Annotated in this window: 22 protein-coding genes and 1 tRNA gene; 17 read left to right on the top strand and 6 right to left on the bottom strand. The window is 65.8% G+C overall.

Translation table 11 applies throughout. From position 1 onward, the window contains the following. Positions 1 to 138 precede the first annotated feature (138 nt). The 4 genes from ACTNAU_RS00705 to ACTNAU_RS00690 all read left to right on the top strand — a co-directional run bounded on the left by ACTNAU_RS00705 (position 139) and on the right by ACTNAU_RS00690 (position 3,427). The gene (locus ACTNAU_RS00705; protein WP_185916518.1) at positions 139 to 1,233 is read left to right on the top strand and encodes an MGDG synthase family glycosyltransferase; all 1,095 of its coding nucleotides are present in this window, start codon (positions 139 to 141) and stop codon (positions 1,231 to 1,233) included. Further along, positions 1,230 to 1,946 (top strand): polysaccharide deacetylase family protein, encoded by a 717-nt coding sequence (locus ACTNAU_RS00700; RefSeq protein WP_441097227.1) that lies wholly within the window; start codon positions 1,230 to 1,232, stop codon positions 1,944 to 1,946. Before ACTNAU_RS00705 ends, ACTNAU_RS00700 begins: the two co-directional genes overlap by 4 nt. After that, the gene (locus tag ACTNAU_RS00695; RefSeq protein WP_441097226.1) at positions 1,943 to 3,016 is read left to right on the top strand and encodes a lysylphosphatidylglycerol synthase transmembrane domain-containing protein; all 1,074 of its coding nucleotides are present in this window, start codon (positions 1,943 to 1,945) and stop codon (positions 3,014 to 3,016) included. The genes ACTNAU_RS00700 and ACTNAU_RS00695 overlap by 4 nt, the downstream gene beginning before the upstream one ends. Positions 3,017 to 3,190: 174 nt before the next feature. Continuing rightward, entirely contained in the window at positions 3,191 to 3,427 is a 237-nt protein-coding gene (locus ACTNAU_RS00690; protein ID WP_441097225.1) for a helix-turn-helix transcriptional regulator, read from the top strand. Between the two features lie 1,211 nt (positions 3,428 to 4,638). Here the strand turns inward: ACTNAU_RS00690 and ACTNAU_RS00685 are convergent. The 3 genes from ACTNAU_RS00685 to ACTNAU_RS00675 form a co-directional block, all read right to left on the bottom strand. Next, complete coding sequence (locus tag ACTNAU_RS00685) at positions 4,639 to 5,661, bottom strand: S1C family serine protease (RefSeq protein WP_441097224.1); 1,023 nt, start codon at positions 5,659 to 5,661, stop codon at positions 4,639 to 4,641. A 219-nt stretch (positions 5,662 to 5,880) separates the two neighbouring features. Next, a complete protein-coding gene (locus ACTNAU_RS00680) occupies positions 5,881 to 7,233 on the bottom strand; it encodes a TldD/PmbA family protein (protein ID WP_441097223.1) in 1,353 nt (450 codons plus the stop codon). A 1-nt stretch (position 7,234) separates the two neighbouring features. Beyond that, a complete protein-coding gene (locus tag ACTNAU_RS00675) occupies positions 7,235 to 8,620 on the bottom strand; it encodes a TldD/PmbA family protein (protein WP_185916547.1) in 1,386 nt (461 codons plus the stop codon). Positions 8,621 to 8,852: 232 nt separating this feature from the next. Between ACTNAU_RS00675 and ACTNAU_RS00670 the strand changes: the two genes are divergently transcribed. From ACTNAU_RS00670 to cysS, 11 genes are all read left to right on the top strand, one after another. Then, positions 8,853 to 10,178 carry a hypothetical protein gene (locus ACTNAU_RS00670; RefSeq protein WP_256136305.1) on the top strand — a complete coding sequence of 442 codons (1,326 nt, stop codon included), beginning with the start codon at positions 8,853 to 8,855 and terminating at the stop codon, positions 10,176 to 10,178. Between the two features lie 21 nt (positions 10,179 to 10,199). Beyond that, positions 10,200 to 10,895, top strand: a complete 696-nt coding sequence (locus ACTNAU_RS00665; RefSeq protein WP_185916502.1) for a response regulator transcription factor — start codon at positions 10,200 to 10,202, stop codon at positions 10,893 to 10,895. A gap of 51 nt (positions 10,896 to 10,946) precedes the next feature. Next, positions 10,947 to 12,431, top strand: a complete 1,485-nt coding sequence (locus ACTNAU_RS00660; RefSeq protein WP_441097222.1) for a HAMP domain-containing sensor histidine kinase — start codon at positions 10,947 to 10,949, stop codon at positions 12,429 to 12,431. After that, positions 12,406 to 13,554, top strand: coding sequence for a DUF1385 domain-containing protein (locus tag ACTNAU_RS00655; RefSeq protein WP_441097221.1), 1,149 nt, complete (start codon positions 12,406 to 12,408; stop codon positions 13,552 to 13,554). Before ACTNAU_RS00660 ends, ACTNAU_RS00655 begins: the two co-directional genes overlap by 26 nt. Further along, complete coding sequence (gene prmC, locus ACTNAU_RS00650; protein WP_441097220.1) at positions 13,548 to 14,402, top strand: peptide chain release factor N(5)-glutamine methyltransferase; 855 nt, start codon at positions 13,548 to 13,550, stop codon at positions 14,400 to 14,402. Before ACTNAU_RS00655 ends, prmC begins: the two co-directional genes overlap by 7 nt. Before the next feature lie 273 nt (positions 14,403 to 14,675). Next, positions 14,676 to 15,821: a recombinase RecA gene (gene recA, locus ACTNAU_RS00645; RefSeq protein WP_256136302.1), complete on the top strand. Its 1,146-nt coding sequence runs from the start codon at positions 14,676 to 14,678 to the stop codon at positions 15,819 to 15,821. Between the two features lie 3 nt (positions 15,822 to 15,824). Next, a complete protein-coding gene (locus tag ACTNAU_RS00640; protein WP_441097219.1) occupies positions 15,825 to 16,469 on the top strand; it encodes a regulatory protein RecX in 645 nt (214 codons plus the stop codon). Then, the gene (rimO, locus tag ACTNAU_RS00635; RefSeq protein WP_441097218.1) at positions 16,459 to 17,817 is read left to right on the top strand and encodes a 30S ribosomal protein S12 methylthiotransferase RimO; all 1,359 of its coding nucleotides are present in this window, start codon (positions 16,459 to 16,461) and stop codon (positions 17,815 to 17,817) included. Before ACTNAU_RS00640 ends, rimO begins: the two co-directional genes overlap by 11 nt. Next, a complete protein-coding gene (gene pgsA, locus ACTNAU_RS00630; protein WP_021659963.1) occupies positions 17,801 to 18,367 on the top strand; it encodes a CDP-diacylglycerol--glycerol-3-phosphate 3-phosphatidyltransferase in 567 nt (188 codons plus the stop codon). Before rimO ends, pgsA begins: the two co-directional genes overlap by 17 nt. 132 nt (positions 18,368 to 18,499) lie before the next feature. Next, positions 18,500 to 19,567, top strand: coding sequence for a M15 family metallopeptidase (locus ACTNAU_RS00625; RefSeq protein WP_441097217.1), 1,068 nt, complete (start codon positions 18,500 to 18,502; stop codon positions 19,565 to 19,567). Positions 19,568 to 19,916: 349 nt separating this feature from the next. Continuing rightward, positions 19,917 to 21,311, top strand: coding sequence for a cysteine--tRNA ligase (cysS, locus tag ACTNAU_RS00620; RefSeq protein WP_441097216.1), 1,395 nt, complete (start codon positions 19,917 to 19,919; stop codon positions 21,309 to 21,311). A gap of 266 nt (positions 21,312 to 21,577) precedes the next feature. Here cysS and ACTNAU_RS00615 read toward each other — a convergent pair whose 3' ends face one another. Together ACTNAU_RS00615 and ACTNAU_RS00610 are read right to left on the bottom strand one after the other, a co-directional pair. Further along, positions 21,578 to 22,576, bottom strand: a complete 999-nt coding sequence (locus tag ACTNAU_RS00615; protein WP_441097215.1) for an asparaginase — start codon at positions 22,574 to 22,576, stop codon at positions 21,578 to 21,580. Between the two features lie 708 nt (positions 22,577 to 23,284). After that, positions 23,285 to 23,497 carry a hypothetical protein gene (locus tag ACTNAU_RS00610; protein ID WP_441097213.1) on the bottom strand — a complete coding sequence of 71 codons (213 nt, stop codon included), beginning with the start codon at positions 23,495 to 23,497 and terminating at the stop codon, positions 23,285 to 23,287. A gap of 381 nt (positions 23,498 to 23,878) precedes the next feature. Here ACTNAU_RS00610 and ACTNAU_RS00605 point away from each other — a divergent pair, with 381 nt between their 5' ends. Further along, positions 23,879 to 24,103, top strand: a complete 225-nt coding sequence (locus tag ACTNAU_RS00605) for a hypothetical protein (protein WP_441097212.1) — start codon at positions 23,879 to 23,881, stop codon at positions 24,101 to 24,103. A 203-nt stretch (positions 24,104 to 24,306) separates the two neighbouring features. On the opposite strand, the gene ACTNAU_RS00600 is transcribed toward ACTNAU_RS00605, so the two are convergent. Continuing rightward, positions 24,307 to 24,382: transfer RNA gene (locus ACTNAU_RS00600), tRNA-Val, on the bottom strand. A 361-nt stretch (positions 24,383 to 24,743) separates the two neighbouring features. On the opposite strand from ACTNAU_RS00600, the gene ruvC reads away from it, so the two are divergent. Continuing rightward, a complete protein-coding gene (ruvC, locus tag ACTNAU_RS00595) occupies positions 24,744 to 25,253 on the top strand; it encodes a crossover junction endodeoxyribonuclease RuvC (protein WP_441097211.1) in 510 nt (169 codons plus the stop codon). The last annotated feature ends 39 nt before the right edge of the window (positions 25,254 to 25,292 follow it).

Below are 25,292 nucleotides of genomic sequence, written 5' to 3'. Positions count from 1 at the left end.
GGGGGCGGTGTGCCCAATTGGATCCGCGGCCAAAATCGTAACAAATTCTTCATCTCCGTTTAAGCGGTTTGATGGGCGCCATCGGCTATAGTGATGGTGCGGGAATGAACACCACAGGACAACATGGGGGAATCACAGATGAATGTGTTGATTTTAACAGGTCACTTTGGGCAGGGCCATTTTTCCGCTGCCCAGACACTGGGCGATGAGATACGGCGTTCCTTCAGCGATGTGAACATCACCCTGCGGGACATCTTTGAATACACCATCCCCAACTACAGCAGCCGGCTCTACCAGGGCTACACCCTGCTGGTCAACCGGGCCGGGAAACTCTACAACTGGTACTACAAGTTCACCGAGAACTGGAAGCGGGACATCCACCCGCCCTTCTGCCGGTACTTTCAGGCCAAGCTCAAGACCCTCATCGCCGAGACAAAACCGGACATGATCGTCTCCACCCTGCCGTTTTGCTCCCAGCTGGTGAGCCAGTACAACCTGAAAAACGGCCAGAATATCCCCCTCATCACCTGCATCACCGACGTGAGCACCCACCGGGAGTGGATCAACCCCGGCACCACCATGTACCTGGTGCCCTGCGAGGCGGTGCGCCAAAACCTGATCGAAAAGGGGATCGCCCCGGGCAAGGTCTTCATCAGCGGCATCCCGGTGCAGGAGCAGTTCAAGGCCAACGTCCACCCCCTGGCAAAAGACGGCAAGCACCTGCTCATCATGGGCGGCGGGTTGGGGATGCTCCCCCGCGCCAAGTCCTTCTACCAGGGGCTCAACGGCCTCAAGGACGTCAAGACCACCATCATCACCGGCAAGAACCGGGACCTCTACCAGCGCATCCACGGCAGGTACGAGAACATCGAGGTGGTGGGCTACACCGATCAGGTCTACCGCTACATGCAGGAGGCGGACCTGGTCATCTCCAAGCCGGGCGGCATCACCCTGTTTGAGACCATCTTCTCCGAACTGCCGATTCTGGTGTTCAGCCCCTATCTGCAGCAGGAGATCAAGAACGCGGCCTTTATCGAGAACCAGAAGATCGGCCTGGTGCTCCCCACCCGGCCAGAGGACTGCGTGGAGGAGATCGAGCGGGTCATCCACAACGACACCCAGCTGGAGCGGCTGCGCGCCAACATGCAGACCTTCAAGGCCGGCATCGACTCCGACGCCATCCTCAAAATCGTCACCGGGATGCGCAGCGGGCTGGAGGTGCGCGCCTCGTGATCCCTCTCGCTACCACCCAATCGGTACTGGCGGCCGGCGCAGCCTGCGCGGCCGCTTATTTTGTGGCCCCCAGCCTCTCCTGCAAGGCCCTCAACCGCTCGGTCTGGCGGCAGACCGGCCGCCCCGGCAAGCTGCTGCTCACCTTTGACGACGGCCCCGACCCCCGCTACACCCCGGCCCTTTTGGACCTGCTGGGGGAATGGGGGGTCCCCGCCTGCTTCTTTGTGGTGGGGGAGAACGCCGCCGCCTGCCCGGCCCTCATCCGGCGGATGGCAGCCGAGGGGCACGAGGTGGGCATCCACTCCTACCGGCACGAGAACGCCCGCTTCCGCCGCCCCTCCTTTGCCGGGGCGGACCTGGAGCAGTCCCTCGCCGCCCTGCGGGGGCTGGGGGCAGAGCCGCGCTACTACCGGCCGCCCTGGGGCAACTGCAACCCCTTTACCCTCTACGAGGCCCGGGCCCGGGGGCTGGAGACGGTGCTCTGGAGCGTCATGGCCCAGGACTGGGAGCGGGGGGCCACCCCCCGCCGCACCGCCCAGCGGCTGCTGGGGCGGGTGGGCAGCTCGTCGATCATCTGCCTGCACGACCGCAGCATGGGCAAGAGCGCCGACGACACCGCCCCGGGCCGGACCATCCAGGCCCTGCGGCTGGCGCTGCCCGCCCTGCAGCGGGCCGGTTTCACCTTTATTCTGCCGGAGGAGATGGCGCGATGAACCAGAGATCCCCCCTGGGCGACAAGAAGAAGTTCGCCCTCAACCTGACCCTCTTCGGCGCCCTGATTGCCCTGACCTTTGTGGTGCTGCTCTGGGGCAGCGACCTGCCCGCCCTCTGGGCGGTGATCCGCCGGGCCGACCCCCTCTACCTGCTGCTGGGGCTTTTGTGCATGTTCGCCTTTGTCAGCTGCGAGGCCTGCAACACCCACCTGGTGCTGGGTTCCCTGGGGAAAAAGCTCCCCTTTGGCCACTGCCTGCAGTCGGCCTTTGTGGGGTTTTACTTCTCCTCCATCACCCCCTCGGCCACCGGGGGGCAGCCCGCCCAGGTCTATTACATGCAGCGCGACAAGGTGCCCCTCTCCTTGGCCTCCCTGAACTTTCTGCTCATCACCGTCTGCTACCAGGCGGTGATGCTGGGCTACGGCGGGGCGATGTTCCTCCTGCAGCGCGACTTTGTCAGCCAGAACGTCAAGGGGATCGGCATCCTGCTGGTCTACGGCATCGCCGTCAACGGGCTGTGCATCGTCGGCATCACCTGCGCCATGTTCTCCCACAAGCTGGTGCGGCGCTTTTGCTACTTTGTGCTGCGCCTCCTCTGCCGCCTGCGGCTGTGCAAGCACTTTGAGGAGACCGCCGCCCGGCTGGACAGCCAGCTGGAGCAGTACCGCGAGGGGGCGGCCCACATCCGCCGCCACCCCACCGTGCTGCTGCGGGTCCTCCTCTACACGGTGGCCCAGCTCACCGCCCTCTACCTGGTGCCGGTCTGCGTCTACAAGGCGCTGGGGCTCTCGGGCTATTCGGCCCTGCAGATTTTGGCGGTGCAGGCCCTGCTGACGGTGGCGGTCTCCTCCCTCCCCCTGCCGGGGGCGGTGGGGGCCCAGGAGGGGGGCTTTGTCACCCTCTTTCGCCTCTTCTTCGGGGCCGAACTGGTGCTGCCGGCCATGCTCATGAGCCGGGGGATCAGCTTTTACGCCTTCCTCCTCATCAGCGGCGGGGTCAGCATGGCGGTCCACATTCAGTTTTTGAAACACCGCCAACGGCAGCGGGCCGAGGTGAGGGCGGAGGGGTGAACCCGGAAATGAAAACTCCAACGGGGGCGGCGCAGGCCGCCCTTTTTTGCGCCCGATCGGGCCCGGTGGCGGCGCTGCAACCGGGGTTTGCCCATCTGCCACCCCGGTTTGCTGGACGGGCGGCGGCTTCACCGGCTATAATGGACAGCGAGAGAGGAAGGGGAGTGGCAAGAGATGACCTTTGGGGAAAAGTTGCGGCGGCTGCGCCGCAGGGAAGGGCTCTCGCAGGAGCAGTTGGCTGCCTCGCTGGGGGTCTCCCGGCAGGCGGTCTCCAAGTGGGAGCTGGGGGAGGCGGTCCCCGGGACAGAGAATGTGGTGGAGATCAGCCGGCTGTTCGGGGTGAGCACCGACGACCTGCTGCTGGCGGAGAGGGACCTCCCCCCGGCCGCCCCAACTGGGCCCTGCTGGTAGCCGGCGTCTGCCTGGCGGCCCTGGGCGGGCTGAGGGACCTGGTGCTCTGGGTGCTCTCCACCATGGTCGAGAGCGGCCTGCCCGCCACCTCGATGGACGGCCTGGGCCGCATCCGGTACACCACCCAGCGGGGCTACGCCTTTTGGCCCTTCATCGAGGAGCACCGGCTGCAGGCGGTGCTGGGCCTCTGCACCCTCTCCCTGTTGGCGGGGGCGGCCCTGTTGGGCGCATTCCTCTGGCGCGGGCGGCGGGCGAGGGGCGGCCGCGTGCAACCGGGGCGCTTGAGGCGGAGATACTGGAACAGAAAAGAGAGAGGGCGGGACCTCCCAAACGGGGGGACCGCCCTCTCTTTGGCGCTCGGGGGGCGGCACCTTTTCCGCGGTGGCCGGGCGTGCCGCGCGCGGGGCGACACGCAGGAGAGGGGGGAGGGCCTTTCGCCCCCTCTGCAGCCATCTCTCTTGGGAGGAAAAGTGTCCTCGACGGCCCTCTCCTTTATCCGCTCTCTCCCTCTTCAGTGGCGCGGGGATGAGACGGGCGGAGAGCCTCTCTTTCCCCTTGAGAGCCCGGCATGGGCCCGGCGGGAGGAGCTGTTTGCGGCCAAGCAGGCCAGACGGCCACCCTTGGCCCAGCGGGCCGCTGGACGGCGGCAGGGGGGCCGTTTCCCCTCTGTCGGGGGGACAGTACTCGCCGCTGCGGTGAAAAACCGAGCGGCGGTGCGTCTTCCCCTGTCGCCCGTGGCGATGGGGAAGGCCCCACCAGAGAGAGGGGGGGAAGAGGGCCTCTCTGTCGTCCGCCCCCACCCGGTTGGCTGTCCCGCCTTTCGGCAGATGGAAGAGTGCGCCCGCCGCCGCGACAGAAAAATCGAGCGTCGATGCGCCATCTCTGTCGCCTGCGGCGACGGCACATCCCCGCCAGACAGAGGACAGGAAAGAGTTTCTCGGCCGCCCACCCCACCCGGTAGCCGCCCCGCCCTCTGACAGGTGAACGAGCGCGCCCACCGCGGCAGAAAATTGAGCGACAGCGCGCCCTCTGGCAGAGGAGGAAGCGGCCCCTGCCAACTCGAGGGGAGGGGGCAGCGGCTGGAAGGTAAGCGCCCATCCTCCCACAAAAAAGGGGCGGGGGCGGACCTTCTGGGAGTTCGCCCCCGCCCCCCTTGAAAAGAGGAGAAGAGAAAATGAAAAAAGTGGGAAGGCAATTTGAAAGGGGGCGCTCTAGTAGATGCGCTGTCTGCCCCCCTGGGGGAAGGTCTGCGTGGCGTCAGACCCGCCGTAGCTCCCCTGGCCGCTCAGGTCGTCCCCGCCGCCGGCCATCAGCTTTTCGAGGATCGGCTTGGCGGTGTCGATGGGGATGGCAAAGCCCAGCCCCTCGATGCCGGTGCCCGAGGATTTGGCGTTGACGATGCCCACGAGTTCGCCGTTTTTGTCAAACAGCCCGCCCCCCGAGTTGCCGGGGTTGACGGCCGCCGAGATCTGCAGCAGGGTCATAGTCTCGCCGTCGACGGTGATGTTGCGGTCCAGGGCGCTGATGATGCCGTCGGTGACGGTGCCGCCCAGCTCGCCCAGCGGGTTGCCGATGGCCACCGCCAGGTCGCCCACCTGCAGGGAGGAGGAGCTGCCGAGCACGGCGGCCTGCAGGCCGCTGGCCTCGATTTTGATGACCGCCAGGTCGTTTTGCGCGTCGGTCCCCACCAGGGTGGCGGGGTACTGGGTGCCGTCGGAGAGGGTGACGGTGATTTTGGAGGCGCCGCTGATGACGTGGTTGTTGGTGGCGATGTAGCCGTCGGCGGTGAGGATGACGCCGCTGCCGGCACCGGTGGCCACCGACTGCTGCACCCGGCCGTAGTAGCCCTGCATCGTCTCGGTGGTGATGGCCACCACCGAGGGGGCGGCCTTGGCGGCCACCGCGGAGACGGTGCCGCTGTTCTCGCCGGTGCTGGTGTTCTGGGTGGGAACGCCCTGGTAGAGGACCGGGGAGCTGCCCGAAAGCTGCCGGGTGAGCAGGTTGCCCGCCACGGTGCCGCCAAAGCCGAAGAGGCCGGCCCCCATGCAGCAGGCCGTCACCAGGGCGGCGGTCTTGGCCTTGGCCCCCATCTTTTTCCGCGCCTTCTTGGGGGGCGGGGCGCAGGGGGCGGTACCCGCGGCATAGGGGGCGTAGGGCGAATAGGGGGCCGCTGGCTGGGACGGATGTGGGGGAGGGGATGTGGGGTGCTGTTGGTTCCAAAATTGGTCGTTCATGGCGGGTGGGCCTCCTTCTGTCTTGTTCGCTTTCGGTGATTCTAGGATACCGGCCCTCTGTGAAAGCTGGATGATGAAAAAATGAAGCAAAAAGGCGGATTTTGTAAAGGATCTGTTTCCGGATGAACGGGGTGTAAAGGGTGGCCCAAAGGGGGCAAAAAAGCGGCCCCCGAGCCGAAGCCCGGAGCCCGCTTTTTCCCCTTTTATCGGCAGGGCCTGTCACCGGCCGGAGACCGAGAGGCCGTCCACCCAGACGGTGGGGGAGCCGATCTGCCCGGCAGCGCCCGGCGCGTCGAAGGCCAGGTCGTCGGCCAGCCCCCGCACGTCCTTCAAGAGCTGGTAGAAGTTGCCCGCCACGGTGATGCCCGAGACCGGCCGCCCCAGCTGTCCGCCGGTCACCAGGTAGCCCTTGGCCTCCAGCGAGAAGTCGCCGGTGGTGGGGTTGGCACCGGCGTGCAGCCCCTTGACGTTGGTGATGAAGACGCCCTCCCCCATCTCCTTCAACAGCTGTACGCGGCTGCGGTCCGAGGGGGTGAAGTAGAGGTTGGTGGGGGTCACCCCCAGGGGGGCGGAGGCGCCCGCCTTGTAGGCGTTGGCGGTGGTCTCTGCCCCCAGCAGGGCGGCGGTCTTGCGGTTGTGCAGCAGGGTCTTGAGCACCCCTTTTTCAATGAGATCCTTGCCGAAGGTGGGCACCCCCTGGTCGTCAAAGCGCCGGTGGAGGATGGCCTCCATGCAGAAGGGGTCGTCCCGCAGGGTGAGGGCCGGGGCGGCCACCGCCTCCCCCTCCCGCCCTTTTAAGAGGGAGAGCCCCTTCACCGCCGACAGCCCGGAAAAGACGCCAGAGAAGGTGCCCAGCAGGTCGCAGGCCACCTCGGGTGCCAGGGCCACGGCGTAGCGGCCGGTGTCGGCGGGCTCGCTGCCGATGAAGGAGAGGGTGACCTCCACCGCCTTCTGGGCGGCGCTCGGCAGGTCGAGGGCGGAGGGGTCGGGGGCGGCGGTCACCTCGTACTCGTTGTAGGAGCGGCCCCCCTCTTTGGCGGTGGGGCCGATGACCCCCACGGCGTAGCAGGTCTCGTCGGACAGGTCCAGCCCCCGGCTGTTGTAGATGGCCCGGGTCCCGCCGCCCCAGGCGGCCTGGGCGTCGCTGACCGAGGCGATGCGGCGATCGGCGGCGAGGCAGGCCCGCTCGGCTGTCAGCACCTGGCGCTGCAGCTGGCTGTAAAGGGCCTCGGGCTCCGAGAGGCCGTCGGTCTGGGCGGCAAAGCCCTCGGCCGGGGCGCAGATCTCGTCGATGTCCGCGTTCTGGGTGGCGCGGGCGCTGTCCAGGGCGCTCTCCACCAGCCAGCTCGCCTCCTCGGAGGAGAGGACCTGGGTGGTGGCGTACCCCATCCTCCCGCCGGCGAGCAGCCGCAGGTTGACGGCGAAGTCCTGGTCGCTGGAAAAGGTGTCCACCTCGCCCTCGTGGGCGGCCACCTCCATGGTCTTGTTGCGGACGCTGTAGAGCTCGAACGCCTCTGCCCCCGCCTCTTCGGCCCGGCGGGCCACCTCTTCTTTAAATGCATCGAAGGTCATGTTATTTCCCCCCCACTGTGATCTCTCTGACGCGGATGAGCGGCTGCCCCACGTTGGTGGGCACCGAGCCGCTGGCGGCCCCGCACATCCCCTGTCCGTGGGCCAGGTCCTTGCCCACCATGTCGATGTCCAGCAGCACCTGGGAGCCGGTGCCGATGAGGCTGGCCCCCCGCACCGGGGTGGTGATTTTCCCGTGCTCCACCAGGTAGCCCTCGCTGACGGCGAAGTTGAACTCCCCGGTCACCGGGTTGACCGAGCCGCCCCCCATCTTCTTGCAGTAAAGCCCCTTGTCCATGGAGCGGATGATGGCCTCGTTCTCGTCGGGCCCGGGGGCGATGAAGGTGTTGCGCATCCGCGAGACCGGGGCGTAGCGGTAGGACTCCCGCCGGCCGCTGCCGGTGGAGGGCAGCCCCATCCGCCGCCCCCCCAGCCAGTCGACCATATAGCTTTTGAGGATGCCGTTTTCGATGAGGACGGTGCGCTGGGTGGGGTGGCCCTCGTCGTCGATGTTGGTGGAGCCCCAGGCCCCGGGGAGGGTGCCGTCGTCGATGGCGGTGACCTTCTCCCCGGCGATCTTTTCGCCCAGCCGCCCGGCGAACTCCGAGTTGCCCCGGCCCACCGCCTCCGACTCGAGGGAGTGGCCGCAGGCCTCGTGAAAGAGCACCCCGCCAAAGCCGTTTTCAATGGCCACCGGCATCCGCCCGCCGGGGCACTCGGGGGCGTGGAGCATGGTCAGGGCGGTGCGGGCGGCCTCCCTGGCGGCGGCCTCCACGTCCACCTCCCCGGCGAAGATCTCGTACCCGGCGCTGCGGCCGGGCCCCTCGAAGCCGGTCTGGTTCTGCACCCCGTCGGAGGCGACGGCGCTGATCCCCATCCGGGTGCGGGCGCGCCGGTCCTCGGCCCAGAGGCCCTCGGTGTTGGCGATCAGCACCCGCTGCACCCGGTCGGCCAGGGTGGCGCTGACCTGGGCGATCTCCCCCCCGCAGCTGCGGGCGGCCCGGTCGGCCAGGTGGAGGAGGGCCGCCTTCTCGGCGGTCTGGACCTCGGTGGGGGAGAGGCGGCAGGGGTGCAAGTCGTCAAATGACAGGGGGACAAAGGGCTGGGGCAGCACCAGGGCGGGGCCGTCGCAACAGGCGGCAGCGGCCTCCCGGGCGGCCTTCAAAAGCCCCTCTCTGCCCACGTCGGCGGTGGAGACATAGGTGGAGCGCAGCCCCTTGACCACCCGGATGCCCGCCCCGCGGATGTGGTTTCGCAGGGCGTTTTCGATTTTTTGGTCGATGAGGTTGACCGAGTGGGTGTGGGTGTCCTCCCAAAAGAGCTCGGCAAAATCCGCCCCCTGGGAACAGGCGGCGGCCAGCACCTCCTCCACCAGGGCGGGGGAGGGCAGTTGACAACGGCGATCGGACACGGCGTATTACCTCCTTTGGCGCCCGCCGCAGCGGGGCGGGCAGGTGATTTATACCATCGTCTGTTATTATAGTCAAAATTGTGCTAAAATACAAAGCGAATGGGCGCCCTTTCCGCCGCCGCGGGGGGATTGTAACCAAACGGTAACCCAATCGGGGCGGCGGGTGTGATACAATACCGACAAAGGGGCGCTGCCAAAGGAGGGATGACCTGTGGCCCACAAAAACCGCCTGTCGAGGCGGGTCCTGCCGCTGCTGTTGGCGGCGCTTTTCTGCCTGAGCGGCTGTACCTTCGGCCTCTCCGCCTCGGTGGAGGACTTGATGAAGGCCCCCCTCTTTTCCAAGGAGCAGCAGGCCATCATCCAGGCGCTGGATCGGGGCACCAGGGGGGAGATCAAGCTCATCTACCCCAAGGAGGGGGCGTACCGCACCCCCGTCGTCCTCTTTGACATCAACTCCGACGGGACGGAGGAGGCGCTGGCCTTCTACACCGAGAAGGACAAGGTCAACGTCCACCTGGCGGTCCTGCAGCTGCAGCAGTACGGGGACGGGGAGAGCGAGTGGAACATCGTCTTTGACCAGGAGGGGCGGGGCAACCAGATCGGATTTGTCCGCTTCGACCACATCAGCCACCTCTCCTATTACAATATCCTGGTGGGGTGGAACGTCTTTGGCGAGAGCAACAACAGCCTGGCCATCTACGGCTACCAGCAGGGGGAGGACGGCGAGCACATCGTCGAGTTCATGAGCCGGGAGTACGAGCAGTTTGTCTGCGAGGACATGGACGGCGACTACTTCTCCGAGCTGGTCTTCCTCTCGGCCTCCCGCACCGAGGAGGGGGTCAAGGCCTCGGTCTACAAGGACGTGGGCCGCTCGGCGGTGGAGAAGGTGACCGAGCAGACCCTGGACCCCCGCATCGTCGCCGTGCGGAAGCTGGAGGCGGGTGAGGGGGAGAGCGGCAAACTGCTCTACATCGACGGGCTGACCAAGGAAAACCTGCTGGCCACCGAGGTGCTGGCCTACCAAAACGGCGTTTTGAGCCTGGTGCAGCAGGAGGCGGTGGTGAGCCAGAGCCAGCGCCAGAAGACCGAGCTCTACAGCCAGGACATCGACCGGGACGAGAAGATCGAGGTCCCCATCTTCACCGCCGACAAGAAGGCCAGCCTGGTGCAGATGCGCCCGGCCTCCGGCTACCAGGTGGACTGGTACGAGGTGGGGGAGAAGCGGTTTGTCTACGACCGCACCACCTATGAAAACGAGGTCTACAAATTCCGCCTGACCCTGCCCACCCAGTGGCAGACCGGGGTCACCTTTGAGAGCAACCTGGACAACACCGTCATCACCTGCAAGCGGGGGGATGTGGTCCGCTTCTCCATCCTCCGCCTCCCCCGGGACGAGAGCGCCCAGAGCTACCAGTCCTCCGGCTTTGAAAAGATCGGCAGCAGCGGCAACTACATCTACTACTGCAAGCCGCAGGAGGACAGCAACCGGGAGTCGATCCTCAACGTGGTCAAGAGCGGGTTTTCCATTCTCAACTAACGACAGACAGGAGGGCTTTGCGTGGCAAAAAAGACGATTTTGGTGGTGGAGGACGAGGAGAACATCCGCGAACTCATCTGCCTGAACCTGCAAAAATCGGGGTTTGAGGTGCTGGAGGCCGGCACCGGCGAGCGGGCGCTGGAGATCTTTGCCGAGCGGGGAGAGGGCATCGACATGGTGATGCTGGACATCATGCTCCCCGGCATCGACGGGCTGAGCGTCTGCCGCCAGATCCGCGAGAAAAACAGCGCGGTGGGGATCATCATGCTCACCGCCAAGACCCAGGAGATGGACAAGATCAGCGGGCTGATGTTGGGGGCGGACGACTACGTCACCAAGCCCTTCAGCGTCTCCGAGCTGATGGCCCGGGTGGACGCCATCTACCGGCGGGTCTCGCTGCAAAACAGCCGCCCCCAGGAGGAGCTGGAGGTGGGGCCCTTCACCCTCAACCTCAAGAGCCGGATGCTCTTCAAGAGCGGGCAGCCGGTGGAGCTGACCCAGGTGGAGTACCAGATCATGGAGCTGTTCCTGAAAAACCCCGACACGGTGTTGGGGCGGATGGAGATCTTGCAGAAGATCTGGGGCGACAACTACTACGGCGACGACAAGATCATCGACGTGAACATCCGCCGGCTGCGGATGAAGATCGAGGAGGAGCCCTCCCACCCCCGGCACATCAACACCGTCTGGGGCGTGGGCTACCGGTTCAAAGCGTAAAGAAGGCCCGTCCCGCCGCCGCGCGGGGCCCGGGCGCGAAGGGGAGTTTTCATGCAGAGCGTAACCAAGCGGTGGATGCTCAATTTTCTCACCATCATCGTCGTCATCCTCACCGTCGTCATGCTCCTCATCGTGGTGGGGGTGCGGGAGTTTTACTACTCCAGCGCCCAGCAGGTGCTGACCTCCCGCATCGAGGTGATGGTCAACGCCATCAAGTACCGCACCAGCGACGCCCTCACCCCTCAGGAGCGGGTGGAGCAGGTGATCACCGGCTTTGAGGAGAAGACCAAATACGAGGTGATGGCCCTGGACCGAAACGGCGCCCCCACCGTCACCTCCAGCGGGTTTTACCCGGGCGACACCTTCACCGGGGTGGACTACGCCCGCGCCCTGCAGTCGGACAACGGCTACGGGGTCTACACCGGCCGGGCGAAGGACGCGGGGAACGTGATGTCGGTGTGCTATGTGTCCGACAGCCTGGGGGACGGCGTGGGCGGCATCCGGCTGGTCTGCGACCTCTCCCTGGTGGACGGAGAGATCTTTAAGACCGCCCTCTTCTTCCTCCTCTTCTCCACGGTGGTGGTCCTCTTCGTGGTCCTCTCCAGCACCTACTTCATCCGCTCCATCGTCACCCCGATCGGGCAGGTGGGGGTCATCGCCACCAAGATCGCCTCGGGGGATTTCAGCGTCCGCCTCAAGACCCAGCACAACGACGAGATCGGCCAGCTGTGCAACATCATCAACTACATGGCCGACGAGTTGCAGAAGGCCGAAGAGGTGAAAAACGACTTCATCTCCCAGGTCTCCCATGAGCTGCGCACCCCCCTGACCGCCATCAAGGGCTGGGGGGAGACGGTCCTCGACGCCGACCCGGTGGAGAACCGGGACACGGTGGAGCGGGGCATCCACGTCATCCTCAGCGAGACCGACCGCCTCTCGGGGATGGTGGAGGAGCTGCTGGACTTCTCGCGGATGCAGAGCGGCCGGCTGACCCTGGTGCTCTCGAAAATCGACGTCCTGGCCGAGCTGGAGGACGTGCTCATCATGTTCGGCGAGCGGGCCAAGCGGGAGGGGGTCACCCTGGAGAGCGAGCTGCCCGAGTTCGTCTCCCCGGTGTTCGGGGACAAAAACCGGCTGCGGCAGGTCTTTGTCAACATCCTCGACAACGCCCTCAAGTACAGCGAGAAGGACGGGATCATCCGCACCTCGGCGGCCGAGGAGACCGGCTACGTGGTCATCCGCATCGCCGACACCGGCCTGGGCATCCCCCGCAGCGACCTGCCCCGCATCAAGGAGAAGTTCATCAAGGGCTCCAACAGCCGCCGGGGCACCGGCATCGGCCTGGCGGTGGCCGACGAGATCATCGCCCTGCACAAGGGCCTTCTGACCATCGACAGCACCGAGGGGGAGGGGACGACCGTCACCATCTCCATCCCGGTGATGGACAAAAAGGTGGATTCCACCACCATGCAGATCGCAAAAATAGATGAAGAGGAGATACGGCGTTATCGTGAACAGCAACAACGGGACAAATAGCGGGCCCCGCCGCACCAAGATCGGCGGGCAGGCCCTGATGGAAGGGATCATGATGCGGGGGCTGGACTGTTACAGCGTGGCGGTCCGCCGCCCCGACGGGGGGATCGAACTGGAGGTCAAACCCGACAAGCACCTGGCGCGGTGGTACAGCCGGGTGCCCTTTGTGCGGGGCATCTTCAACTTTGTCTCCACCCTGGTGCTGGGCTACACCTGCCTGATGCGCTCGGCCGAGATCTCCGGCGCCCTGGACGAGGAGGAGCCCCCCAAGGCCCCCGCTCCGGCGAACGAGGGGAGCGGTGAAGGGGAGAGCGCCCCGCCGACCGGCGCGGGCGAAGAAGCGCCCCCGACATCCCCCGCCCCGGTGGGCGAGGGGACCGGCAGCGGGTTGGAGACGCCCTCCTCCCCGGCCGCCGTCCCCAACGGAGAGGGCGAGAGCGCGGGCGGGGAGCGGTCCGCGCCCCTACATACCGCCGCCCCGGCGGCGGAGGAGAAAGAGGAGAAGGGCCTGGGGGCCGGCTTCTCGGTGGCGGTCAGCGTGCTGGCGGTCTTTTTGGCCCTGGCCCTCTTCATGGTGCTGCCCACCGCCATTGTGGGGGGACTGGGCAAGCTGGTGGAGCTGGGCCGCTGGCGCACCCCGCTGGAGGGGCTGGTCAAGCTCTGCATCTTCCTGGGGTACATGGCCCTGGTCTCGCGGATGAAGGAGATCCGGCGGATGTTCGAGTACCACGGGGCCGAGCACAAGACCATCGCCTGCTACGAGCACGGCGAGGCCCTGACGGTGGCAAACGTCCGCCGCCACCGCCGCTTCCACCCCCGCTGCGGCACCAGCTTCCTGCTGATCGTCATCCTGGTGAGCATCCTGGTCTCCTCCTTTGTCTCCTGGCAGAGCCTCTGGCTGCGCATGGCGCTGAAGGTCCTCCTCCTGCCGCTGGTGATGGGCATCTCCTACGAGATCATCAAGTACGCCGGCGGGCACGACAACCTCCTCACCAAGGTCCTCTCGGCCCCCGGCCTCTGGCTGCAGCGCCTCACCGTCAAGGAGCCGGACGACTCGATGATCGAGGTGGCGGTGGCCGCCATGGAGGCCGTTATCCCCCAAAACGGGGAGGACGACCGGTGGTAGAGCCCCGCACGGTCCGCGCCCTCTGGCGGGAGGGGGAGGTCCTGCTGCAGGAGCGGGGGGTGGAGTCCCCCAAGTTCGACGCGGCCGAGCTCCTCTGCCACGGGGCGGGCTTTCCCCGGGGCGAGCTGCCCCTGCACCTGCGTGACGAGCTGCCCGCAGCCGCGGCCCGGCGGGTGCGGGCCCTCTTTGCCCGCCGCGCCCAGAGGGAGCCGCTGCAGTACCTGCTGGGCTGCTGGGCGTTTTACGGCCACCCCTTCCGGGTGGGGGAGGGGGTGCTCATCCCCCGGCCGGACACCGAGTGCCTGGTGGAGGCGGTGCTGGCGCGGGCCCCCCAGGGCCCCTGCACCATCGCCGACCTCTGCAGCGGCAGCGGCTGCATCGCCGTCGCCCTGGGGGCCGCCCTCCCCCAGAGCCGGGTGCTGGCGGTGGAGAAGAGCGGGCGCGCCTTCGGCTATCTGCAGGCCAACATCCGCCTGAACGGGGCCGCGAACGTCTGGCCGGTGCGGGGGGATGTGCTGCGCTACCAGGGGGTCTGCCCGCCGCTGGACGTGCTGGTGGCCAACCCCCCCTACATCCGCCCGGAGGAGATGGAGACCCTCTCCCCCGAGGTGCTCGCCGAGCCGCGGGAGGCGCTGGAGGCCCCCGAGCGGGGGCTGGCCTTCTACCGCCACTTCGCCGCCGCCTACCGCCCGGTCCTCCGCCCGGGGGGGTTGCTGGCGGTGGAGATCGGCTGCGGCCAGGGGGCCGAGGTCTGCGCCCTCTTTCGCGGCCAGGGCTACGAGGGGGTGGCCTGCCTGCAGGACCTGGGCGGCCTGGACCGGGTGGTGCTGGGCCGGCGGCCAAAATAGAAGAAGCAGGGGGCTGCGGCGGGGCCGCAGCCCTCTTTTTTTGCCCTTTGGGGGGCGGGCGGCCCGGGGAGCCGGTTTTTTCTGCCAGGGGCGGCAAAGGCTGCTGAACGCTTGCGGCAGCGGGAGAAATGCAGTATAATAGCTCTGTAATGGCAGTCGCGGCCCGGGCGGCGCGGCCGTCTTTTTTGGAACTGCTGTCTGCGCCATGCCCGCCCCGGCGGGAATGGTTCTATTTTTATCAACAGAGTGAACGAACGTTTGGGAGGACGATCCATGGCGGAAAAGAACAAGGCCAAGGAGACGGCTCAGGAGAGCCGCCAGAAGGCGCTGGAAACAGCTCTGGCCAACATCGAAAAACAATTTGGCGCGGGCGCTGTCATGCGCCTGGGCCAGCACTCCACCCTGAACATCGAGGCCATCTCCACCGGCAGCCTGTCGCTGGATATGGCCATCGGCGTGGGCGGGGTGCCCCGGGGCCGGGTGGTCGAGATCTACGGCCCGGAGAGCTCGGGCAAGACCACCGTGGCCCTGCACATCGTCGCCTCCGCCCAGAAGGAGGGGGGCACCGCCGCCTTCATCGACGTGGAGCACGCCCTCGACCCGGTCTACGCCGCCGCCCTGGGGGTCGACATCGACGCCCTGCTGGTCAGCCAGCCGGACACCGGCGAACAGGCCCTGGAGATCTGCGAGGCGCTGGTGCGCTCCGGCGCCATCGACGTGGTGGTCATCGACTCGGTGGCGGCCATGGTCCCCAAGGCCGAGATCGAGGGGCTGATGGGCGACAGCCACGTGGGGCTGCAGGCCCGGCTGATGAGCCAGGCCCTGCGCAAGCTCACCGGCATCATCGGCAAGACCAAGTGCGTGGCGGTCTTTATCAACCAGCTGCGCGAGAAGATCGGCGTCATCTACGGCAACCCCGAGACCACCGCCGGCGGCCGGGCGCTGAAGTACTACGCCTCGGTGCGCATCGACGTGCGCAAGGCCGAGACCCTCAAGGTGGGGGGCGAGTTCGTGGGCAACCACACCAAGGCCAAGATCGTCAAGAACAAGGTGGCCCCCCCCTTCAAGATCGCCGAGTTCGACATCATGTACGGCACCGGCATCTCCAAGGAGAGCGAGATCCTCGACATCGGCGTCAACATGAACATCATCCAGAAATCCGGCGCCTGGTTCAGCTATAAGGGCGAGCGGCTGGGCCAGGGCCGCGACAACGTGAAGAAGTACTTTTTGGAGCACCCGGAGGTGGCCCAGGAGATCGAGGCGGCCATCCGCCAGAACGCGGCCGAGGCCGAGAAGTCGCTGATGCCCAAAAAGCCCGCCGCCCCGGCGGACGCCCCCGCCCCTGCCCCGGCCCCCAGCGCCGCCCCCGCCCAGCCCGCCCCCGCCGTGATGGACATCGACATCGAGGTGGAGGACTAGGCCATGTCCGAGTGCGGCGAGATCACCGGGCTGGAAAAGACCAAGCGGGGCCGGTACAGCGTCTTTGTGGACGGGGAATTCCTCTGGTCGCTGGACGGGGAGACCCTGCTCAAGAGCCGGGTGCGCCCGGGCGCGGTGCTGGAATACGCCTATTTGGAGGAGGTCAAGGCCCAGTCCGACGCCGTGGGCTGCCGGGAGAAGGCCCTGACCCTGCTGGGCCAGCGGGCCTATGCCCGGGGGGAACTGGTGGAGCGGCTCTGCCGCGACTGGCCCCGCCCCACCGCCCGCCAGGTGGTCGCCCAGCTGGAGGAGGCCGGCCTGGTCAGCGACGGCGACTACGCCTTTCGCCTGGCCGACGAGCTCTACCGCTATAAGCACCTCTCCCGCCGCTTCATCGAGCTGGAGCTGCAAAAGCGGGGGATCGCCCCCGCGCTCTGCCGGGAGGTGCTGGACGCCGGCGGCTTTGACGACGGCGCCAGCATCCGCGCCCTATTGGAACAGAAGTACGCCGCCCGCCTGGGCGACCGGGCGCAGCGGCAGAAGGTGCTGGCCGCCCTGGCCCGCCGCGGGTTTGGCTACGGCGACTGCCGGGCCGCCATGGAAGAACACGACACCGATTACGAGACAGGAGACCCTTATGTCGATTAATGTGGGAATGGTCTCGCTGGGCTGCCCCAAAAACCAGGTAGACGGCGAGATCCTCTTAAACCTCATCCAACAAGACCCCGAGTTCGCCCTGCAGGGCGACCCCGAACAGTGCGACGTGGTGCTCATCAACACCTGCGGCTTCATCGACGACGCCAAGCAGGAGTCCATCGACACCATCCTCGAGTTCTGCGCCCTCAAAGAGACCGGGCGGCTGCGGTGCGTCATCGTCACCGGCTGCCTGGCCCAGCGCTACAAGGAGGAGATCCTGCGGGAGATCCCCGAGGTGGACGGGGTGGTGGGCATCGGCTCCAACGCCGAGATCGTCTCCATCATCCGGCGGGCCCTGGGGGGCGAAAAGGCCCAGTCCTTCGGCAGCGAGTACGACCTGCCCCTGGGGGGCGGCCGCATCCTCACCACCCCGGCCCACTACGCCTACCTGAAGATCTCCGAGGGCTGCTCCAACCGCTGCACCTTCTGCGCCATCCCCTACATCCGGGGGGACTTTCGCTCCCGCCCCATCGAAGAGGTGGTGCAGGAGGCCGGCGAACTGGCCGATTTCGGGGTCAAGGAGCTGATCGTCATCGCCCAGGACACCACCCGCTACGGGGAGGACCTCTACGGCGAGCCCAGCCTGGCCCGGCTGCTGCGGGAGCTGGTCAAGCTGCCCTTCCGCTGGATCCGGCTGATGTACTGCTACCCCGACCGGATCACCGACGAGCTGCTCTCCATCATCCGCGACAGCGACAACATCGTCAAGTACATCGACATCCCCCTGCAGCACACCAACCGCGAGGTGCTGCGGCGGATGGGCCGCAAGGGGGACGACCGCTGGGTGCGCTCGGTCATCGAGCAGATCCGCCGCGAGGTCCCCGGGGTCTTTATCCGCACCACCCTGCTGGCCGGTTTCCCCGGCGAGACCGAGGAGCAGTTCGAGGAGCTCTGCCGGTTTGTGGACGACATGCGCTTTGAGCGGCTGGGCTGCTTTGCCTACTCCCAGGAGGAGGGGACCCCCGCCGCCCGGCTGGACGGCCAGCTCGAGGAGGAGGAGAAGCGGGCCCGCGCCCAGCTCATCATGGACAAACAGACCCTCATCATGGGCGAGTACTGCCAAAAGAAGGTGGGCGCCCAGGTCGAGGTGATGGTGGACGGCTACGACCCGGAGGAGTTTTGCTACGTGGGGCGCACCCAGTACGACGCTCCCGAGATCGACGGCACCGTCCGCTTCTCCTCCGAGCGGGAGCTGGAGCCCGGCGAATTCGTACAGGTGCTGGTGGAGGAGGCCGACGACTTCGACCTCTACGGCCGGCTGATCGAGGAGGGGGGGAACAGCGATGAATCTGCCCAATAAGCTCACGGTCCTGCGGATGTGCATGGTCCCCTTCTTTGTGGCGGCCCTGCTCTGGCAGGGGCTGTGGCAAAACAGCTTCATCGCCCTGGTGCTCTTTGCCGCGGCCTCCCTCACCGACCTGTTGGACGGGCAGCTGGCCCGCAAAAACGGCCAGGTCACCACCTTCGGCAAGTTCCTCGACCCCCTGGCGGACAAACTGCTGGTGGTCTCGGCCATGATCTGTTTCATCGACATGGGGCTGGCCCACAGCGTGGCGGTCCTCATCGTCATCGCCCGCGAATTTGTGGTCAGCGGCATCCGCCTGGTGGCCGCGGGCGAGGGGACGGTCATAGCTGCCAACATTTGGGGCAAAGTAAAGACGGTGGCCCAGATGGCGGTGATCATCGGGGTGCTGCTGCTGTTGGGGCTGGGGCAGAACGGCCTTCTCCCCGCGGGGATCGACGTCCCCCTCATCAGCAACATCGGCATGTGGCTGGTGGCGGCGCTGACGGTGATCTCCGGCGCCACCTATGTGGTGGACAACATCGGCTGCATCAACGCCACAAAATAAAAAGACCTGCTTTTTGGAATTGTAGAATGAAATGGAATACTTTTCCATTCGCCTAGTAAAAGCGCCAAAAATCGGGGGATAAAATGGGAACTGGGAAGCGAAAAACGGGGTTTATAACAGCTTATGAAGAGAATGCGCAGGAACGAAAAAGTATATAAAAGAAGACGGATCGCCGTGGCCTGTGTGGCGGCCGTGGTGGTGCTGGCGGCGGCCGTGGGGCTGACCCTGCTGCTCCACCCGGCCCCCCGCTTCACCTTTGACGGGGAGAAGGCCGCCGCTGGCACCGTCACCGTCTCCTCCGCCGACATCAGCGGGGAGCTGGGGCGGGTCAAGGCATACGACTGGCTGGGAAAAGAGCGGTCGGTGCAGTGCCCCGAGATCGGCTTTGCCGGGCCGGGGGAATACCCCCTGACCCTCACTGCCGAAGACGGCCTGGGCAAACAGGCCCAGTTCACCTTGACGGTGGTCTGGGAGGCGGCCCCCGAGGCCCCCACCGAGCCGGAAGGGGAGCCTGAGGAGCCCGAGACCCCGTCCGGTGGGGAGGGGAGCAGCTCCTCCTCCCAGGGGGGGCAGTCCTCCGGCGGGAACACCGATGAGGTGGTCTATTCCGGCGGGATCGTAGAGCCCGCCTCCATCACCCCGGAGGTCATCTCCAATCCCTCCGCCGTCACCGCCATCGTCAACAAGTACCACGCCCTGCCCGAGGGCTATACCCCCAGCGACCTGGTGGCCATCACCACCAACTGCGGCAAGAACCTGCAGCTGCGCAAGGAGGCGGCCGAGAGCTGGGAGCAGATGATGGAGGCGGCCAAGGCCGACGGCATCACCCTCAAGGCCGTCAGCGCCTACCGCACCAAGGACTACCAAAACGGGCTCTTCACCCGCTACACCAGCCAGTACGGCAAGGAGTACACCGCCCAGTACAGCGCCTATCCCCGCCGCTCGGAACACGAGTTGGGGCTGGCCTTGGACATCAGCAACACCGCCGGCATCCCCGACAACTTTGAGACCACCGCCGAGGGCAAATGGCTGATGAAAAACGCCCACAACTACGGTTTCATCCTCCGCTACCCCGAGGACAAGGTCAAGATCACCCAGTACGGCTACGAGCCCTGGCACTACCGCTACCTGGGCAAGGACCTGGCCGAGACCCTCTACAAGAGCGGCCAGACCTACGAGGAGTACCTGGGGGTCAAATAGCAAATTGAATGACGCGACATGCGATGACGCGGGAAAGAGTACCCGGCATGAGAGGGCGGCGACAGAGAGGCGCGCAGCGAGCTGAGAGCGCGCCGGCCACACCCGCCGGGGAAGGTGCCCCCGCCAGCACGCGGGCCGAACGGGAGGGGAGCGATCCCCTCTCCAGTAGGCCGGCGCGGTTTGGCCCCGTTAGCGGCCCCAAGAGCGAGAAACAGAAGTGGAACCGCGGACTTTTGGTACCCAAAAGCCGCCTTCGGTCGCGCGCCGGTGGACCCGGCGCCGCCGGAGGCGGCTTTTTTGATAGAAAAGACGACAAACCCGATTGCGAGAGAAAGGGAGAAGGGCTTTTATGAAAATTTTCAACACCCTCACCAGACAGAAAGAAGAGCTGAAGACCATCACCCCGGGCCAGGTCAAGATCTACGCCTGCGGCCCCACCGTCTACAACTACATCCACATCGGCAACGCGCGGCCCATCTGCGTCTTTGACACCCTGCGCCGGTTTTTGGAGTACATCGGCTACCAGGTGACCTTTGTGCAGAACTTCACCGACATCGACGACAAGATCATCCGCAAGGCCAACGAGGAGGGGAGCGACTACGCCCAGGTGTCCGAGCGCTTCATCGCCGAGTACAGGGTGGACGCCAAGGGCCTGGGGGTCAGAGAGGCCACCTACCACCCCAAGGCCACCGAGAACATCCAGAACATCATCGACCTGATCTCCTCCCTCATGGACAAGGGCTTTGCCTACCGCGCCGAAAACGGGGACGTCTACTTCCGGGCGGCCCGGTTTGACGAGTACGGCAAGCTCTCCCACATGCCGCTGGAGGATCTGGAGGCCGGCGCCCGCATCAGCGTGGGCGAGATCAAAGAGGACCCCATGGACTTTGCCCTCTGGAAGGCCGCCAAAGAGGGGGAGCCCTACTGGGAGTCCCCCTTTGGCAAGGGCCGCCCCGGCTGGCACATCGAGTGCTCGGCCATGGCCAAACACTACCTGGGCGACACCATCGACATCCACTGCGGCGGGCAGGACCTGATCTTCCCCCACCACGAGAACGAGATCGCCCAGTCCGAGTGCGCCAACGGCTGTGCCTTCGCCCACTACTGGATGCACAACGGCTACATCAACATTGACAACCGCAAGATGTCAAAATCCCTGGGCAACTTCTTCACCGTCCGCGAGGTGGCCGAGCAGTTCGGGTACGAGCCCATCCGCTTTATGATGATCGCCGCCCACTATCGCAGCCCCATCAACTACAGCGTCGAGGTCATCAACCAGTCCATCTCCGCCCTGGAGCGGCTCTACAACTGCCGGGACGAACTGGACTTCGCCCTCTCCCAGGCGGGGGCAGAGGGGAGTGACGCCCTGCAAAAGGCCGCGGACGAGGCCAAGGAGAAGTTCGTCGCCGCCCTCTCGGACGACCTGAACACCGCCGACGGCATCGCCGCCCTCTTTGATCTCTGCAAGGAGATCAACCTCCGCCTCAACGGGGAGGAGCCCCAGCAGAAGGCCGCCCTGGAGCACGCCGCCAAGATTTTTGACGAGCTGGCCGGGGTGCTGGGCCTGCTCTACAACCGCAAGAAAAACGAGGTCACCCCTGAGATCCAGGAGCTGGTGGACCGCCGTCAGGCCGCCCGCAAGGCCAAGGATTTTGCCGAGGCCGACGCCCTGCGCGACCAGCTGGCCGCCATGGGGGTCACCCTCAAAGACACCCCCGAAGGGGTGCAGATCACCGTCAAATAGCCCTGCGGGGCAAAGAAAAAGCGCTGGGATCGCCCGATCCCAGCGCTCTTTTGTTTTTGGAAAACTGGCATGGCGGGATGAAAGCCCCGCCATCGGGGCGGTGAGAGCGGCGGCGTTTTGAGAGAGCGTCGGCAGAGAGGGGATCGGCCCTGGACAGTTGCAGAAAACCACTTTCCCTTTTCAACCGCCCTCTTCGACTCCGCACCAGTGGGTGCCGGGTGTCCGCCGCCCTCGTCCCCACTTTTTGCGCGGCCAGGGCGGGGAAATCAGTCCAGGGTGATCTCCCCGGCCAGGTCGGTCTCGAAGAGGGCCCGCACCTGGGCGGGGTCCTGGGTCTGGCCCAGGGCCCAAATCAGCTTGGTCACCGCCGCCACCGAGGTCATGTCCCGGCCCTGAATGACCCCCTTTTCCAAAATCCGCTTGCCGGTCTCGTAGACGGAGAAGTCGCTGGCCTCGTAGAGGCACTGGCTGCAGACCACCACCGAGATGCCGGCCTCGGTCACCTTTTGCAGCTTGCTCACCAGGTCCCGGTGGATGAAGTGCAGCCCGCCGATGCCGAAGGCCTCGATGACGATGCCGCGGTAGTCCATCCCCAGCAGCATGTCGAAGATGTCCGGGTTGAAGCCGGGGGTCAGCTTGATGAGGATGACCCGGCAGTCCAGCTGGTCCTTCAGCTGGCAGAGACCGGCTGCCGGCCGCACCACCGAGGGGTTGATGCGCAGCCCGCGGGAGTCCACCTTGGCGGCGTAGGGGCAGTTGACGCTCTCAAAGGCGTCAAAGCCGGTGGTGCGCACCTTCACCGCCCGACAGCCCAGGGACACCTTGCGGTTGAAGCAGAGGAAGATGCCCGGCTGGCCGCTGGCGGCCATGGCAAAGGCGTCGCGCAGGTTTTCCCAGGCGTCGGAAAGGGGGTCGGCCAGGGGAAGTTGGCTGCCGGTGAACACCACCGGGATGGGGATCTGCGGCAGTATAAAGCTCAAGGCCGAGGCGGTGTAGGCCATGGTGTCGGTGCCGTGGGTGATGACGATCCCGTCGTACCCCAGGTGCCGCTGGTAGACCCGGCGGGCGATGACCTGCCACTCCTCCGGCTGGATGTTGGAGGAGTCCAGGTTGAGCACGTCCTCGCTCTCCAGCTGGTACTGCTGTATCGAGGGGGCGATGCGCGACAGCAGTTCCCGCCCGTCCACCGCCGGGGCGAGCCCGTGTTCGGTGGGGGCCGAGGCGATGGTGCCCCCAGTGGAGAGGAGGAGGATCTTCTTTGACATGTTCAAAAACCCCTTTTCAGGTGAGATGTGGGCCCCGCCCCCGCCGCTGCCGGTGGGGGCGACGGGTAAAGGGCAACGGGCGAAGGACAAAAAAGAGAGGGGAATAATCTTCCCCTCCATTTTACATGGGGCCGCCGGCCATTGCAATGGCGGCGGGAAAACCCCTTCCTTTTTAAAGAGAAGGGGGGATTTGGCTCATTTTTCTTCGGTTTTTGGGGAAGGGGTCCCGGCTCTCCCGGTGGGCCACCTGCCGCGGGAGCTCATCTTTCCCCCGCGAATTCCAGGGCCTCGGTCTCGCTGTCGATTGGAACCAGCACCTTTGGGCCGATGCGGCGCGGCAAAGCGATGCAAGCCCTCCTGCCCGGCAAGGTTAGGCATTTGCTGCCGCCGGCGGGTGGGGGAAAAAGGGAAAAGAGGGAGGCAAAAGCCGCCTCCCAATTTAAAGGGGAGGGGGGATTTGGCTCATTTTTCTTCGGTTTTGGGGGAAGGGTCCCGGCTCTCCCGGCGGGCCATCCGCCGCAGGAGCTCATCTTTCCCCCACGAATTCCAGGGCGTCGGTCTCGCTGTCGATTGGAACCAGCACCTTTGGGCCGATGCGGCGCGGCAAAGCGATGTAAGCCCTCTTGCCCGGCAAGGCTTAGGTGTTTGCTGCCGCCGGCGGGTGGGGGAAAAAGGGAAAAGAGAGGGGGGCAAAAGTCGCCTCCCAATTTAAAGGGGAGGCGACTTTTGGCTCATTCTTCTTCGGTTTTTGAGGAAGGGGTCCCGGCTCTCTCGGTGGGCCGTCCGCCACAGGAGCTCCTCTCCCCTCACAAATTCCAGGGCGTCGATTTCGCTGTCGGCGGGCGTCAGAGGGGTCCAACCGGTGTAGTGCAGCAAAAACATCCGGGTCTCCTGCCCGGCAAAGCCCAAACGCGCCGCCATCTCCGGCGGGAAGGAAAAGGAGAGGGGCTCTGCGAAGGCGGCCTCCAGCACAAACGCCCGGCTGCCGGGCTCCTCCCACAGCCCCCGCCAGAGGGCCCCTTCGGCCCTCCCTCCCGGCCGAGCGCCCCCTTTGACAACCCCCTACTGGGGGGCGCCATCGCCCTGCCGGGTGTCCACCCGCACCTTTCGCACCAGCAAAAACCGGCCCGCCCGGTCCCTGACAACGGCTCCCACCGCCTGTCGGATCGCCGCCTCCGCCTCCTTTTTTATAAAAGATGTCGCGCTGATTGCCGGCCTGTCAAATTTTCTCGCCGACGGGGGTATAACGGGGCGATTTTGGGGCAATGCTCTCTCTGTCAACAAGAGAAGGGGGAAGCGAACATGCAGCAGTACATAGAGGACAGGGACCGGGCGCTCTTTTCACTGGACCGTCGACGGATCGAGGCCTACGCACAGAAATACCAAATTTCCCTGCCGGGAGACAGCCGCTCCTTCTGGGCGGTGGTCTACAAGGCCATCCTCCAGATCGAGGGCGCGCCGGCGGGCCTGCGCCGGGCCGCCCAGGCGTGGCTGCGGTGCTGGGGGTACCACGGGGCCGCAGCCTAGGGGGTTTGGCGGGGCAAGTAAAGGGGCAAAGGGCAAGAGAAAAGGGGAGGGGCAAGGGCAAGGGCAAGAGCAGGAAAAGGGAAGAGTAGGGGAAAAGAAAAAGGGGCCGCCCGGACGAGCATTCGTCCAGGCGGCCCCCTTGGCCGTCGGCGGGAAATGGGCGCAAAAAAATGCCGCCCCCGCTATTGCAGGAACAGCACCCCTGGTGGACGATGAGGGACTCGAACCCCCGACTTCCTGCACGTCAAGCAGACACTCTACCAGCTGAGTTAATCGTCCATATGACCTTTGTCCATTCGGAAAAAGAACAGAACCAGATTGTTAAAAGAACTTTAACGTCTCTTGTCCTGTGGTTGAAATTATAGTACAAGGCGGTGAAAAAAGCAAGTCCTTTTTTTCATTTTTTGCAACTTTTTTTGGCGGGGCGGGCGCGCCCCCTTTCCCGGGCTGCTCTGAGGGGGGGCGGAGGATCCGGGGGGAAGGCCGGCGCGGGCCGCCCTTGCCCCCCTGCCGGCCCACCCGTCGGGCGGGGGAGGGGGCTTCTCGTTCCCCCTGGGGCAGGGCCGCTTTTCCGGTTGTTGCGCCGGGGAGTTTGTGCTATACTGATACCGTTCAAATTCTAAGATGGAGAAGTGTGCGTATGAAGATTCTGGGCATTGACCCCGGCTATGCCATCGTGGGCTACGGGGTGGTGGAGTACCGGGCCAACCGCTTTACCACCCTGGACTACGGGGCCATCCTCACCCCGGCCCACACCCCCTTTGGCGGGCGGCTGTGCACCATCTACGAGGAGATGTGCTGCATCCTCGACCTCCATCGGCCCGACTGCATGTCGGTGGAAAAGCTCTACTTCACCAACAACAAGACCACCGGCATCGACGTGGCCCAGGCCCGGGGGGTGGTCCTCCTGGCGGCGGCCCAGCGGGGGGTGCCGGTGGCCGAGTACACCCCCATGCAGGTCAAACAGGCGGTGGTGGGCTACGGCAAGGCCGTCAAGAGCCAGGTGATGGAGATGACCCGCGTCCTCCTCAACCTGAAGGCCGTCCCCAAACCAGACGACACCGCCGACGCCCTGGCCGTGGCCATCTGCCACGCCCACAGCTCCGGCTCCCTGTTGCAGGCGGCCATCGCCCGCCAGGGGCGCAGATAGCAAACCGTCCATTTTACAAGCCGAGAAAGGGGACATGTG

It is taken from the genome of Bittarella sp. HCP28S3_D9, from assembly GCF_052065655.1.
In the GTDB taxonomy this organism is placed as follows: domain Bacteria; phylum Bacillota; class Clostridia; order Oscillospirales; family Ruminococcaceae; genus Bittarella; species Bittarella massiliensis.
This window is presented reverse-complemented; position numbering and strand designations above follow the sequence as displayed.